The organism is Serratia sp. CY40230 (genome assembly GCF_052168835.1).
Taxonomy (GTDB): Bacteria; Pseudomonadota; Gammaproteobacteria; order Enterobacterales; family Enterobacteriaceae; genus Serratia; species Serratia nematodiphila.
Genome location: NZ_JBJNLX010000005.1, coordinates 40963 through 54486, shown reverse-complemented (window position 1 = coordinate 54486; position 13524 = coordinate 40963). Strand labels below are relative to the sequence as shown.

Annotated in this window: 13 protein-coding genes; 6 read left to right on the top strand and 7 right to left on the bottom strand. The window is 59.5% G+C overall.

Going from position 1 to position 13524, the window contains the following annotated elements; translation table 11 throughout:
* Positions 1-216: 216 nt before the first annotated feature.
* Both mrdA and ACJ8IJ_RS17585 read left to right on the top strand, forming a co-directional pair.
* The gene (gene mrdA, locus ACJ8IJ_RS17590; RefSeq protein ID WP_442518407.1) at positions 217-2142 is read left to right on the top strand and encodes a penicillin-binding protein 2; all 1926 of its coding nucleotides are present in this window, start codon (positions 217-219) and stop codon (positions 2140-2142) included.
* A gap of 107 nt (positions 2143-2249) precedes the next feature.
* Positions 2250-3968, top strand: a complete 1719-nt coding sequence (locus tag ACJ8IJ_RS17585; protein ID WP_275095918.1) for a penicillin-binding transpeptidase domain-containing protein — start codon at positions 2250-2252, stop codon at positions 3966-3968.
* Between the two features lie 5 nt (positions 3969-3973).
* Here ACJ8IJ_RS17585 and ACJ8IJ_RS17580 read toward each other — a convergent pair whose 3' ends face one another.
* Positions 3974-4372, bottom strand: coding sequence for an SRPBCC family protein (locus ACJ8IJ_RS17580; protein ID WP_131164220.1), 399 nt, complete (start codon positions 4370-4372; stop codon positions 3974-3976).
* A gap of 46 nt (positions 4373-4418) precedes the next feature.
* Complete coding sequence (locus ACJ8IJ_RS17575) at positions 4419-5657, bottom strand: hypothetical protein (RefSeq protein WP_131164219.1); 1239 nt, start codon at positions 5655-5657, stop codon at positions 4419-4421.
* Positions 5658-5992: 335 nt separating this feature from the next.
* On the opposite strand from ACJ8IJ_RS17575, the gene ACJ8IJ_RS17570 reads away from it, so the two are divergent.
* A complete protein-coding gene (locus ACJ8IJ_RS17570) occupies positions 5993-7618 on the top strand; it encodes a methyl-accepting chemotaxis protein (RefSeq protein WP_423251706.1) in 1626 nt (541 codons plus the stop codon).
* A 153-nt stretch (positions 7619-7771) separates the two neighbouring features.
* Here the strand turns inward: ACJ8IJ_RS17570 and osmB are convergent, their stop codons facing one another.
* Positions 7772-7984, bottom strand: coding sequence for an osmotically-inducible lipoprotein OsmB (gene osmB, locus ACJ8IJ_RS17565; protein ID WP_004940700.1), 213 nt, complete (start codon positions 7982-7984; stop codon positions 7772-7774).
* A gap of 230 nt (positions 7985-8214) precedes the next feature.
* Between osmB and ACJ8IJ_RS17560 the strand changes: the two genes are divergently transcribed.
* From ACJ8IJ_RS17560 to ACJ8IJ_RS17550, 3 genes are all read left to right on the top strand, one after another.
* A complete protein-coding gene (locus ACJ8IJ_RS17560; RefSeq protein ID WP_015377833.1) occupies positions 8215-8610 on the top strand; it encodes a DUF427 domain-containing protein in 396 nt (131 codons plus the stop codon).
* A 131-nt stretch (positions 8611-8741) separates the two neighbouring features.
* The gene (locus ACJ8IJ_RS17555; protein ID WP_004940698.1) at positions 8742-9212 is read left to right on the top strand and encodes an Rrf2 family transcriptional regulator; all 471 of its coding nucleotides are present in this window, start codon (positions 8742-8744) and stop codon (positions 9210-9212) included.
* 193 nt (positions 9213-9405) lie between these two features.
* Complete coding sequence (locus tag ACJ8IJ_RS17550) at positions 9406-9543, top strand: AcrZ family multidrug efflux pump-associated protein (protein WP_004940695.1); 138 nt, start codon at positions 9406-9408, stop codon at positions 9541-9543.
* A gap of 39 nt (positions 9544-9582) precedes the next feature.
* Here the strand turns inward: ACJ8IJ_RS17550 and ACJ8IJ_RS17545 are convergent, their stop codons facing one another.
* From ACJ8IJ_RS17545 to ACJ8IJ_RS17530, 4 genes are read right to left on the bottom strand one after another with little or no spacing between them, the layout of a single operon-like run.
* Positions 9583-10344, bottom strand: coding sequence for an amino acid ABC transporter ATP-binding protein (locus ACJ8IJ_RS17545; protein ID WP_004940693.1), 762 nt, complete (start codon positions 10342-10344; stop codon positions 9583-9585).
* A complete protein-coding gene (locus tag ACJ8IJ_RS17540; protein WP_004940691.1) occupies positions 10341-11246 on the bottom strand; it encodes an amino acid ABC transporter permease in 906 nt (301 codons plus the stop codon). The genes ACJ8IJ_RS17545 and ACJ8IJ_RS17540 overlap by 4 nt, the downstream gene beginning before the upstream one ends.
* Positions 11243-12157, bottom strand: coding sequence for an ABC transporter substrate-binding protein (locus ACJ8IJ_RS17535; RefSeq protein WP_049188854.1), 915 nt, complete (start codon positions 12155-12157; stop codon positions 11243-11245). Before ACJ8IJ_RS17535 ends, ACJ8IJ_RS17540 begins: the two co-directional genes overlap by 4 nt.
* Positions 12158-12174: 17 nt before the next feature.
* Positions 12175-13512, bottom strand: a complete 1338-nt coding sequence (locus tag ACJ8IJ_RS17530; RefSeq protein WP_048795820.1) for an LLM class flavin-dependent oxidoreductase — start codon at positions 13510-13512, stop codon at positions 12175-12177.
* Between the last annotated feature and the right edge of the window lie 12 nt (positions 13513-13524).

Genomic DNA, 13524 nt, shown 5'->3' with positions numbered 1-13524 from the left:
GTGATTTAGATCACATTGTAGCATTAGGGCGAACGGCGGCTCAATGGGGCGCGCGGTGAAAAAAACGCCGACGGTAACATTCCAATATGCTGAAACAGTTATGCCATTTCATTAGCAACCTTTTCATGGGGCGGCGCGCCCGATAACGCTATGCTTGCCGGCTTTTCAGTTCCCTGATTTTGCGGGGAAATGTGACGCAAAAGGTATCGGCACCGCATGGCCTTGTTAAAAGAAAAAATTCGCGACCACTCTGCGGAAGAGAGGCTGTTTATCCGCCGGGCGGCCGTAGCGCTGGCGCTGGTGGTGGTCTGTTTCGGCGCGCTGATCGTTAACCTCTACCGGCTGCAAATCCGCCAGCACGGCTTTTACCAGACGCGTTCCAACCAGAACGACATCAAGATGCTGCCGCTCGCCCCCAGCCGCGGGTTAATCTTCGATCGCAATGGCACTCCGCTGGTGCGAAACGTGACACTGTATCGTGTCGAAATCACGCCCAGCAAAATCACCGACATGGCGGCGCTGCTGCAGGCGCTGACAGCGATCGTCGATCTGACGCCGGAGGACATCAGCGCGTTTCGTGACGATATGCACCACAACAGCCGCTACAAGCCGGTGACGCTAAAAACCGGGCTGAGCGACACTGAGGTGGCGCGCTTTGCCGTCAATCAATACCGTTTCGACGGGGTGACCATCGATACCTATCAGCAGCGTGAATATCCTTACGGCGCCCAGCTGGCGCACGTGCTGGGCTATGTGTCGAAGATCAACGACAGCGATCTCAAGCGCCTGGACAAGGCCGGCCTGAGCGAAAACTATGCCGCCGACCGCAACATCGGCAAACAGGGTATCGAGGCCTATTACGAATCCGAACTGCACGGCACCACCGGCTATCAGGAGGTGGAGGTGGATAACCATGGGCGGGTGATCCGCTTGCTGAAGGAACAGCCGCCGAAGGCCGGCAAAAACATTTACCTGACGCTGGATCTGCCGCTGCAGCAGTACATCGAATCGGTGTTGAAGGGGCAACGCGCCGCGGTGGTGGTGGAAGACCCGCGCGACGGCGGCATTCTGGCGATGGTCTCCAGCCCCAGTTACGATCCCAATCCCTTCGTCAAAGGCATCGGCTATCAGGCCTATAAGGCGCTGCTGGGCAACCCGGATCTGCCGCTCATCAACCGCGTTACCCAAGGGTTGTACCCGCCGGCTTCCACGGTGAAGCCCTACATGGCCGTTTCGGCGCTGTTCGCCGGGGTGATCACGCCCACTACCACCTTTTTCGGCGCGCCGACCTGGACGCTGCCCGGCACCGAGCGGCGCTACCGCGACTGGCTGAAAACCGGCCACGGCATGCTCAACGTCACCAAAGCGATTGAAGAGTCCGCCGATACCTTCTTTTATCAGGTGGCGTATGAGATGGGCATCGATCGTATTCACCACTGGCTGAGCCAGTTCGGCTACGGCCAGTCGACCGGCATCGATCTGAACGAAGAGTACCGCGGCGTGCTGCCGAGCCGCGACTGGAAGCTGAAGGTGCACAAAAAGGGCTGGTATCAGGGGGATACGGTCTCGGTGGGCATCGGCCAGGGGTATTGGGTGGCGACGCCGATCCAGATGGTGAAAGCCTTGAGCACGCTGCTCAACAACGGCCGGGTGAAAACGCCGCATCTGTTGTATTCGCTGCAGCAGGGCAACCGGGTGATGCGCTACCAACCGCCGGCGCAAACGGCGCAGATCGGCGATCCCAACTCGCCTTACTGGGGCATCGTGCGCAACGGCATGTACGGCATGGCCAACTTGCCGAACGGCACCGGTTACAAGCTGTTCCACACCGCGCCGTATCAGATCGCCGCCAAATCCGGCACCTCGCAAGTGTTCAGCCTGAAGCAAAACCAGACTTACAACGCCAAAATGATCCCGGTGCGGCTGCGCGATCACATCTTTTATACGCTGTTTGCGCCCTACAAAAATCCCCGGGTGGCGATGGCGCTGATCCTGGAAAACGGCGGCGGCGACGGCGTGGTGGCGGGGCCGACCGCGCGCGCGATCCTCGACCACATTTTTGACCCGGCCAACGCGCCACAGCCCGGCGATACGCCGCAAAGTAAACCGCAGTTAAACGACAGCGCGGATGTGCAACGGTGATGCGGTTTGTTTTTACTTTCTTACAAACTGCAATCTCCTGACCATTTCCGGCAAGGTAGACTGAAATAACATCATAAACTGAATAAAAACGTAGGGTTAACACAACAGTGGCGCCATCGACCAAAAAGAGCGGTAAAACCTATTCCACAGTTCGTTTCGGCTGGATTTGCGCCGGCATGCTGGTCTGTTTTTTTCTGTTGGCGTTCAGGGTCGGCTACCTGCAACTGCTGGAACACCAGCAGTTGGCCAACCAGGCTGACCAGCGTTCGATCCGCACCCAGGTGGTGCCGACCAACCGCGCCATGATCACCGATCGCAACGATGAGGCGCTGGCGGTCAGCGTGTCGTCCAAAGACATCGTGCTGGATCCGAAGCATATTCTCGATACCCAGACCGATACCGGCAACGAACGCTGGCAGAGCATGGCCAACGTGTTGAAGATCCCGCTGGCGGACATCCAGCACCTGATCCAGAGCAACGCGCGCAAACGCTTCGTTTATCTGGCGCGCAAGGTGGAGGACGATAACGCCGCCTACATCAGTAAGCTGCACCTGACCGGCGTCAGCACCGAGCAGGATTTCAGCCGCTTCTATCCGATGGGCCAGGACGCGGCCGGACTGATCGGCATCGTCGGCCAGGACAATCAGGGGCTGGAGGGCATCGAGCTGGGCTTCAACCCGCTGTTGCAGGGCAAAAACGGCCTGCGGGTCTACCAGAAGGACGGCAGCGGCGCGGTGATCGGCGTGATTAAAAGCGTGGATCCGGTGCCGCCGCCGAACGTGACGCTCAGCATCGATAAATTTATTCAGTACGTGCTCTATGCGCAGATCCGCGACGGCGTGGTGGCTAACCAGGCCGACTCCGGCTGTGCGGTGCTGGTCAAGATCGACACCGGCGAGGTCCTCGGCATGGCCAGCTACCCGTCGTTCAACCCGAACAACTATGGCAGCACCCCGGCGAAGGATATTCGCAACGTGTGCAGCAGCGACAGCTTCGAACCGGGCTCGACGGTGAAACCGGTGGTGGTAATGGTGGGGCTGGAGCATAAGCTGATCCGGCCGGATACGGTGCTGGACACCACGCCGTATCGGGTGAACGGTCACCTGATCAAAGACGTCGGTCATTGGTCGAAACTGACCATCACCGGCGTGCTGCAAAAATCGAGCGACATCGCGGTATCGCACATTGCGCTGGCGCTGCCGGCCACGGTGCTGCCGGCGGTCTACCGCAGCTTTGGCCTGGGGCGACCGACCGAGCTCGGCATCGGCAACGAGAGCAGCGGCTATCTGCCGCAGCATCGCGAACGCTGGGCCGATATCGAACGCGCTACCTTCTCCTTCGGCTATGGGCTGCGCGTGACGCCGCTGCAGATGGCGCGCGAGTATGCCGCGATCGGTTCCTTCGGCATTTATCGGCCGCTGTCGATCACCAAGGTGACGCCGCCGGTGATGGGGCAACGTATTCTGCCGGCGGATACGGTTCGGTCCGTGGTGCATATGATGGAGAGCGACGCCTTGCCGGGCGGCAGCGGGGTGAGCGCCGCAGTGCCGGGCTACCGGCTGGCGATCAAAACTGGTACCGCCGAGAAAATGGGCCCGAGCGGCAAATACGACGGCGGCTACATCAACTACACCGCCGGCGTGGCGCCGGCCAGCGATCCGCAGGTGGCGCTGGTGGTGATGGTCAACAACCCGAAAGCCGGCAAGCACTTCGGCGGTTCGGTGGCCGGGCCGGTGTTCGGCAAGATCATGGCCCAGGTGCTGGAGCACATGAATATTCTGCCGGATGCCCAGCCGCTTAACGTGGTGTCGTCGGTCAAGGGGTAAGGGGATTAGCGCGATTCCAGCAGGCGCTTCAGCGCCTGCAGATCGGCGTTCACCAGCCCGACGTCGCGGGCGAACAGCGCGTCGTCCATGTCCGGCTGGCGGAACAGGGTGAAGATCACCTCGGCGCCTTGTCGGTTGGCGAGCGCGCGCAGCGGCACGTAGACTACGCCGCCGTCCGGCAGCGTCACCCAATGATCCAGCACGCCGAAGGCATTGGGCGCGCTAAATCGAATGCGGATCCGCCCCTGCGGGGTCTCCGCCATCCAATCTTCACCTTCCCGCCGTAAGCTATTGGTTAATCCTTTGGCCCACAACGGGAAGTTTTCCGGGCGGCTGAGAAAGGCGTACACCTCGTCACAGGGGCGGTTGATGGCGACATGCAGCGTTTGCGCGCTCAGCATCATGATTTCTCCGGTTGACGGCGATACTTCAGTGTAGATCCCGCCGCGCTCAGAAGTAGTAACCGATGTTTACGTTGGTGCGAAAATACCATTTATTGCTGCCGGAGGACTGGGTGCCGGTCCAGCCGGTGGCGTTTTCCACGCCGCCCCACGGATTGGCGTTCTGCGCCCAGGTCAGATCCACCCACAGCATCACCGGCATGGCGAACACCTGCACCCCGAGCGTATTCATTTTGGAGTCGGAGCCGCCGTGCCTGTCCTTCCAGAGCACGCTGTAGTCGTTGTAGAAGCGCAGCTTTTTCACCGGTCCCCAGGGCACCTCGACGTCGCGCGCCAGGTTGATGGCGGCAGTGGTGGCCTGCGACGGGATCAGATAGGCCGGCGTCAGGCCGTTGCCGCCCATCAGGATCACCGAATTGCTGGCGCCGGCCGGGCCTTTGGCGTCGTAACCGTAGCGGATCACCTGGCCGGACAGATGCCAGGCATCCCGATTCACCAGCGTATGCAGGCCCGCCGCCCAGAAGCTGCCGTTATCGCCGGTCGCCTGGTTGTAGAGCCGCGAGGCCGCCAGCGAACCGCCGAGCTCATTGTCCCAGCCGCCCTGGTGGAAAGCCCGCGTCAGCCGCAGGTTTACCTGATCGCGTTTTTCGTTGCGCTGCAGATGCTGTGAGGCAAAGTTGGTGTTCTTCAGATCGTCGTAGCTGGCGACGTCGGGGGCGTAACGCACGCCGGTCGGCATCATGCGCGGGTAGTAGGCGGCGTCGAAGGCCCAATCGCCCCGTTGGTATTGGTATTTGGCGCCGAGCCCGGTGTTGACGCCAAAGCCGAGGTAAAACGGAATGCCGTACGACCAGCCGAACTGCGGATAGGGCATCAGGCCGAACGGTTTGAACGGCGCGCCCAGCTGCACGGTGGAGCGCTCAGACAGGTGGTAGCCGACATAGGCGCGGTCGATGGCGTATTTACGCCGATCCTGAAACCAGAATCCGCTATCAAAAAACGTGTCGTTTATCTGGCCGGCGGCATCGATGCGAAAGGCGTCAAAGCGTAAATGCGGCGGATGCCGATAATTGCTGCTGTGCCAGTCTTCATAGCGATAATTGGCGCGCAGCGCGCCGCCGATATCAATATTCTTTTTATTATCCTCGCTTTGCCAATGAATATGCGGAAAGGCCGGGCGGTTTTTTTTTACCGGCGCCACGGTGGCAGCAGCATCGCTGGGCAATGCGACGGTAGTCGCGTAACTCACTGGTGAAACAAGAAAAAAACAAAGGGTGATCTTGCGCATGCCTGGCCCCTGGTGAATGTTTGGTTTTTATTAAGACGAGCGGGGTTTACCTGTGAATAAGGCGCTGTTGCTCGTTTGTTTTATATTTGAGACGTTTCATTGTGCGTTTCATATATTAAATTCATTTCCGGTTAATATATGAAACTTTGTTTCTTGTTTAATGGGAAAACTATAAATCCGGTATTGAACAAGTCAAGAAATAAAAATGAGCGTTGACGAGAAATTCCGATTATTGGGTCGCCCTGGTTTGCGGGGGCGACACAAAGCAGGCTGAAATAGTCGTGTCATAAATGCGCGTTAGACTCGCGGCATTCTGGCATTACTGACTAAAAATCATGAACATAAAACTGACACTTGGCCGCCGGGTAAAACCTGCGGCAGCGCTGCCGCACGCGTTTGGCATCGGCAAGAGCATGGGCTTATTAGGCGGCGTAATTTGCGTTATTGCGCTATTTTCTCTGCTGCAATTGTTTTCCACCGTATTTATTTCCACTATTCTGCACGACGCCAAGGTTAACCTGGTGACGGGAGACGGGTTGCATCGCCAGCAGGCGACGATGGATCGCGCCAGACTGTCGCTGCTGACGGCCAGCGACACCCTGAACCGTGCGGGCATCTATTATCTGCAGGACAAAGTCACCGGCTCCGACGGCAGTTGGCATAGCCTGCTGGATGAATCGTTGGCGGCGTTGGAGGCTTCAAAGCAGGCCTTTGCCCGGTTCGAGCGCTTGAGCGCGGCCGCGCCCGAAGCGGCGGGCGCCCTGAAAGACAGTTATCGCCTGTTCTATGACGGCCTGAAGGAACAGGCGCAAGGGTTGCAAAGCAGCGCCAGCATCGATGCGTTTTTCGCCGTGCCGATCCAGGCGTTTCAGGCGGATTTCAACGAAAAGTACCTCGCTTATCAGGCGCTGAACGAACAGCATGGCAATGACGTCAACGTGCGGCAATTGGCGGCGCTGGAGCAGGCCAATACCTTTGCGCTTGGCGCATTGGCCGCGCTGGTGCTGATCGCCGTGGGGGTGTGGTTCGGCGTCGCCCGCTGGGTGATAGCACCGCTGCAGCGGGCAATTGTCCACCTCAACGTGCTGGCCGCCGGCGATCTTTCGCGGCCGCTGCCGCCTGAGCGGGCGTTGAACCGCGAGATGCGTCAGCTGCAAACCAGCATTGGCTACATGCAGGGCGGTCTGCAGCGCCTGGTAAGCGAGGTGCGCGATGCGGCGAGCGGGATCCTGAACGGCGTCGAGCGGCTGGCGGACGGCAATCGACAGTTGACGGCACAGTCGGCGAAGCAGAACGGTGAATTGCAGTTGGCGACCGAGCACGTGCAGCAGTTGGCGGCGCGGGTGGAAGAAAACGGCCAATACGCGCTGCAGGCCAGCCAACGAACCGAACAGGCCCGGCAGTGCGCCGGCGCCGGTGAGCAGATGATGCAAACCGTCAATGTTTCGATGCACGGGATCGTCAACCAATCGGCCGAGATGCGCGGCATTGTCGCGCTGATCGACAGCGTGGCGTTTCAGACCCATATTCTGGCGTTGAATGCGGCGATCGAGGCCGCGCACGCCGGCGTTCACGGCCGCGGTTTCGCCATCGTGGCTAAAGAAGTGGGCTTGCTGGCGCAAAAGAGCAGCCATTCGACGCGCGATATTCAGCAGTTGATCGGCCGCTCATTGCAGCAAATCGATCAAGGTTCGCAGGCGGTCGAACGGCTGACGGGCAACCTGCGCAAAATTATCGATCTGGTGAACAAATGTAGTGCGCTGATGGGGGAAATCTCGCTGGCGTCGTTCAATCAAGGGGAGAGCATTCAGGACGTGACGGCGCGCATCACCGCGCTAAATCAGGTGGCGCAGCAAACCGGCGCCGTGGTGAGCGCGGTGACCGAGGCTTCGCAGTTGCTGCAGGGGGAGTCGGAACGATTGGATAAAGCGATGGCGCGCTTCAGGCTGCCGGTGCAATAAATAACCCTGACGCGGGTTAATGAATAATAAAGCTGCGCTTAATGTTATTCATTATTTCCCTGTGCTGAGGGACGTTATTTCGATAAATAAAAACAGGCCGGCGCTTATGGATTAAAAAAGCGCCGGCCTGCAGAGATTATTTTAACGGGAGGATTAACGGCTGGTCTGGTGGCCGATAATGCCGCCCAGCGCTGCGCCGCCGAGGGTGCCCAGCGTGCTGCCGTCGGTCAGCACTGCGCCGCCGACCGCGCCGACGCCCGCGCCGATCGCCGTGTTGCGATCGCGATTGGACATATGCCCACATGCGGTAACGGAAAGCGTTGCCATCACCACCACCAACACACCTGCGGCACGTTTAATATTCATAATCAGTTCCTGGTAAATTGGCTGATTAATAGATTAAAAATAATCCGATTAACCCACCGGTAGAAGTTGGGATGAATGTATTCCTCCGAAAGAAAATCGAACAGGTAAAAATTCTTAATTTTGCGGCGGTGAAAAGCGATTGCTCGCCGAATGTGCGGCCACCGACAAAACCGCTGGTCTATACTGGGAAGACGCCTCGCGGGGGCGGGGCACACACTCTGGAGGCCGCCATGTCCGATCTCGTTTCCGCATCCGGCAAACCGGTGAAAATCCCCGGCCCGGATCACCCGATCACCTTGACTCGTCATCCGACGCGGGTCGTGGTGCGTGCTGCCGGGAAAACCCTGGCCGACAGTCGCAATGCGCTCATCCTGCAGGAAGCCACCTATCCGCCGGTGTTTTACTTTCCGCGTGAGGACGTGAAGATGGCGCTGTTGCAGAAAAACGAGCATGTCAGCTACTGCCCGTATAAGGGCGACTGCAGTTATTTCACCTTCGCGATGAACGGCGCACAGGGGGCCAATACGGCCTGGAGCTATGAAATGCCCTACAACGCCGTGGTGGCGATCAAGGATTATCTGGCATTTTATCCCGACAAAGTGACAGAAATCAGTACTGAAGCCTGACCTGCCGCCGCCGCCGGGCGGGGGCAGGTTGACATTCCGCTTATCCCTACTCATTATGTGTATTACTGGAAACTGATACGCTTTCCTTATGTTTTAATCCGACATAAACGAAACTCTGAGCAGGTGCCAAGGTGTCTACCTCTACGCGATTTGCCGTTGCCATCCATATCCTGACCAACATCACGCTGTGTCGTGGCCAGACGGTGCGTTCCGAAGATATCGCGCGCAGCGTCAACACCAACCCGACGGTGGTGCGGCGGATCCTCGGCGCGCTGGCGGAGGCCGGGCTGACCTATTCGCAGATGGGGCAAGGCGGCGGGGCGCTGCTGGCGCGGCCGGCAGAAGCGATCTCGCTGCTGGACGTGTATCGCGCGGTGGAGGATCAACCCTATTTCATGCTGCACCGCGCCCGGCCTAACGATGCGTGTTATATCGGCCACGCAATTACCCCGGTGCTGGAGCAAGAGTTTGCGCGCGTTGGTCACGCGCTGGAGGCCAGCCTGGCGCAAACCAGCATCGCCGAAATGGCCGGGCAGGTCGAGCGGCAAGCCGGCTATCCTTTTGTCCCTTGTTCAGCGCAATATCAAGCGGATACGCAATAAAAACCCACGCCAATTCCGTCTTCCCGCAGAGCATTTTTTGCATTGCGTTAATGTAATTGTGTAAGTTACATTAGCTCGCATCAAGTGTGATGTGGCTCACGTTTTAGACTGCCTCCCCACGATAATCGATCGATTGGCCGGAAACCTTTTCTTCCGGCGCAGATTCGCTGTGCTTATAAACCAGGAGAGAACGATGTTAGAAATGCTTGAAAGCTTGGCCACCGTGGTGGTCCTGGTGCCGGTAATGGTGGCCGTCTTGCTCGGCGCGATTTACGGCTTGGGTGAAGTGTTCAACGTCTTTTCCGCTATCGGCCGCAAAAATAACGGCTGAATTTGAACGTCAGGGGACGCAACGCCCCCTGACGCAGGACTACAATACCGTCGCCAGGAAGTTGCGCGTCCTCTCATGTCCCGGCGCATCCAGAACCTGCTGCACGCTGCCCGTTTCAACCACCTTTCCCTGATCCATAAAGACAATCTGGTCGGCCACTTCGCGGGCGAAGCCGATTTCGTGCGTGACCACCACCATGGTCATGCCCGAATGCGCCAAGTCTTTCATCACCTGCAGCACTTCGCCAACCAATTCAGGATCGAGGGCGGAGGTCGGTTCATCAAACAGTAACACCTGCGGGTTCATCGCCAGCGCGCGGGCGATGGCGACGCGTTGTTGCTGGCCGCCGGACAGTTCTCGCGGCCAGGCGTTGATGCGATGTTCCAGCCCGACGCGGGCCAGCAGCTGCTTCGCCCGTTCCTGCACCTCGGCTTTTTTTTCCTTTTTCACCCGCAGCGGCGCGTCGCTGACGTTTTGCAACACGGTGCGGTGCGCAAACAAGTTGAACTGCTGAAATACCATGCCGATGCTTTTACGCTGTTCGGCCACCTCGGCTTCTTTCAGCTCGTACAGATGCCGGCCTTTTTGACGATAGCCGATCAGCTGTTCGCCAACGCGAATGGTGCCGCCGTCCAGCTTTTCCAGGTGGTTGATGCAGCGCAACAGGGTGGATTTGCCGGAGCCGGAAGGGCCGAGGATCACCGTCACCGAGCCTGCCGGGATGGTCAGGCTGATGTTTTTCAACACGTCGGTGCCGGAAAAGGATTTCCGCACCCGGTTGATGTGGATGGATGCGCTCATTGTTCACCTCCCTGAGGGGCTTTGCGGTTGAGGAAGAACCCGCCGCGGCGCGTTGCCTGCGTGCCGCGGCCAAAATAGCGCTCCACGTAGTATTGGCCAATCGACAGAATCGAAGTCATGGCCAGATACCACAGGGTGGCGACCAGCAGCAGCGGGATGACCTCGTAGGTGCGTTGGTAAATGATCTGCGCTGAATACAGCACGTCCTGCAGGGCAATCACCGACACCACCGCGGTGGTTTTCAACTGCCCGATCACCTCATTGCCCGCCGGCGGCAGGATGGTGCGCATCGCCTGCGGCAATACCACGCGCCACAGGATTTGCCCACGACGGTATCCCAGCGCTTTGGCGGCTTCCAGCTGGCCGCTGCCGACGCTTTGGATGCCTGCGCGCACGATCTCCGCCGCATAGGCCGACTGATGCATCACCAGCGCGATCACCGCCGCGCTGAAGGTGCTGATAAGGGTATTGGTTGGCGCGCTGGCGACTTCGCCAAGAAACGGGATCCACAGGCTGATGCGCGGATAAAGCGCGGCGATGTTGTACCAAAGGAACAGCTGCACCAGCATCGGCACCGCACGGAAGAACCAGGTGTAGAACCAGCTTACCGCAACCAATACCGGATTGGCCGACAGGCGCATCAGCGCCAGCAGCACGCCACCGGCGAAGCCGAACACTACCGAAATCACCGTCAGCTTAAGCGTCATGAGCACGCCGTTGAGGATGGAAGCCTCGGTGAGGTTTTCCGCCACCACCGCCCATTCAAAGCGCGGGTTGTGCAGCATGGAATTGATGATAACGCCGACGATCAACAGCACAACCAGGGCGCTGAGCCAACGCCCGTAATGCCGATGGCCGACGATGCTCAGTTCCGCGTCGTCGACAGGGGGTTGCCCACTCATTTGGCGATCTCTTCATTGATGCCGGCGGTTTTCACTGCACCAAAACCGATATCCCAGCCGTCGAGGATTTTCTGGTAACTGCCGTCGGCGATCAGAGAATTCAGCGCCGCCTGCACCGGTTTCACCAGTTCGGAGCCTTTCGGCAGGGCAATGGCCACCGTGGTGCCGTCAATGTTGATATCACCGGCCAGCGTCAGCGGTTTAACGTGGGTGGCCTGGTAGCGCAACCCTTCATACGGGCCGAAAAACATCGGTACGCGGCCGCTGATCACCGCTTGCACCCCGGCCGGGCGGTCCGGGAAGATCGGCATGGTGATGGCCGGCTTGCCGGCGGCGACGCATTGATCGCTGGCCTGCTGCAGGCGGGTGATCTGCGAGGTGCCTGCGCCGGCGCCGACGGTCTGGCCGCACAGCTGCGCCAGCTCGGTGTAAGGGCCTAGCGCAGCGTCTTTGCGGGCGATCAAGGCCAGCTTGGAAGCGTTGTAATAGCCGACGAAGTCCACCTGCTGGAAGCGCTTTTTGTTGGCGTCAATGTTGGCCAACGCGACGTCATAACGGCCGGACTTCAGGCCGGGGATGATGTTGTCGAAGCCGCCGGTGTCCTTCCAGTGGATCGCCACGCCCAGGCGATCGGCAATCGCGCTCATCACGTCGATTTCACGCCCGGCCAGCGTTTTGTTGTCCGCCTGGTAAAAGGTGGTCGGCGGGGTGTTCGGGTTGGTGCCGGCAACGATATAGCCGGCCTTTTTGATCGCTTCAGGCAGGCTGTCGTGCAGCGCCGGATCGACGGCAGCTTTCACCGCCGCCTTGAAGGGAACATCGCCTTCAGCGGCATGACCGGCTGCCAACGGCGCCAGCGTGGAGGAAGCCAACAGCAGGGACAGTACGGTGCGTTTGAATGTGGTTTTCATCATGATTTCCCTGCGGATTAAGCCGATTTTACGTTAGCGAAGTTGATTGCCGGTTCCGGCAGACCCAGGTTTTCACGCAGGGTTGCATGCTGATACTCTTCACGGAACAGGCCACGGCGACGCAGCTCCGGGATCACCAGCTCGACGAACAGTTCCAGCTGGTTGGGCAATACCGCCGGCATGATGTTGAAGCCGTCTGCGCCTTGCTGTTCCAGCCACAGCTGGAAGTCGTCGGCGATCTCTTCGGCGGTGCCTACCACCACGCGGTGGCCGCGCGAACCGGCCGCGACGGCCGCCAGCTCACGCAGCGTCAGGTTTTCCCGCGCGGCCAGATCGGTCAGCAGTTTCACGCGGCTTTGGCCGCCTTCGGTGGCGCCCACGTTCGGCACCGGGCCGTCCAGCGGATAATCGCTCAAATCGAAACCAAAGCGCGCCGACAGCTGCTCAATGCCGTTATCGATATCCACCAGTTGATTCAGCTGGTACCAGGTTTCCTGCGCTTCTTCTTTGGTACGCCCGACAATCGGCATCACACCTGGCAGGATCAGCAGGTGGTCCGGGTTGCGGCCGGCGTCGGCCACGTATTTTTTCTGACTGCGGTAGAAAGCTTGTCCTTCTTCCAGGCTGGCGGCGGCGGTGAACACCACTTCGGCGGTTTCCGCCGCCAGCTGCTGACCAGCCGGAGAAGAGCCGGCCTCAATGATCACCGGCCGTCCCTGCGGCGAGCGGGAAATGTTCAGCGGGCCCTGCACCGAGAAATGCTTGCCCTTATGGTTGGCGGCGTGGATTTTCTCGTCGATGGCGTACACGCCATTTTGCTTATCGCGCACGATGGCGTCTTTTTCCCAGCCGTCCCACAGTTTGTAGCTGGCCTCGAGGAATTCCCGCGCCACTTCATAGCGTTCGGCGTGCGACGGCAGATCTTCACGGCTGAAGTTGCGCGCCGCATCGCTGGAGAAAGAGGTCACGACGTTCCAGGCGGCGCGGCCGTGGCTGATATGGTCGATGGAGGCCATGGCGCGTGCCAGGTGGAAAGGTTGATCGAACGTGGTGGAGGCGGTCGCCGCCAGCCCGATATGGCGGGTGTTGACCGCCAGCGCCGCGAGCAGCGTCAGTGGCTCCAGGCGTGACATCGTCGAGGGCAGGCGGTGCACGCTGGTTGCCAACGCGTCGCCGACGAAGAACATATCGAAGGTGCCTTCTTCGGCTTTTTTTGCGATCCAGGTGAACCAGTCGATATCGGTCGGTGAACCGCTGGCGCCTTCTGCGCGCCATCCCCCGATGTGGTGCCCCAGCGCCTGAACGAACAGGCCGAGACGGAGTTGGCGCGATGGTGTTGAAGGTGAAGTACTCATAATTATTCCTGT